Origin of the sequence: Pedobacter sp. CFBP9032 (assembly GCF_034045265.1) — a bacterium.
Taxonomy (GTDB): Bacteria; Bacteroidota; Bacteroidia; order Sphingobacteriales; family Sphingobacteriaceae; genus Pedobacter.
On the sequence record NZ_JAXCWE010000044.1, the window covers coordinates 1 to 327 of the forward strand.

General features: G+C 40.4%; 1 rRNA gene. It reads left to right on the forward strand.

Going from position 1 to position 327, the window contains the following annotated elements:
- The first annotated feature begins 174 nt into the window (after positions 1-174).
- Positions 175-282 (forward strand): 5S ribosomal RNA (rrf, locus tag SOM16_RS23080).
- The last annotated feature ends 45 nt before the right edge of the window (positions 283-327 follow it).

Consider the following 327-nt stretch of genomic DNA (forward strand, 5'->3'; position numbering starts at 1 on the left):
CGTAGATTTATAGCCTAATTGGCGAATGCTTAATTGCGCAATTAAAGGTTCTCTCTTTGTGAATATTCTTATCGATAAAACAGGTATCGGATGATAGATACAAGGTAAAAGGTAGCAGTTTAAAGCTATTACCTAATCCCTATAATCTACAACCTGAACCTTATATACAACCTTTAGGGTGGTTTTAGCGGTGGGGCTCACCTGTTCCCATTCCGAACACAGAAGTTAAGCCCACCAGCGCCGATGGTACTGCGAAAGCGGGAGAGTAGGTCGCCGCCAGTTTTTTTTTAAAGTCTCATACAGTATTTGTATGAGACTTTTTTTTTG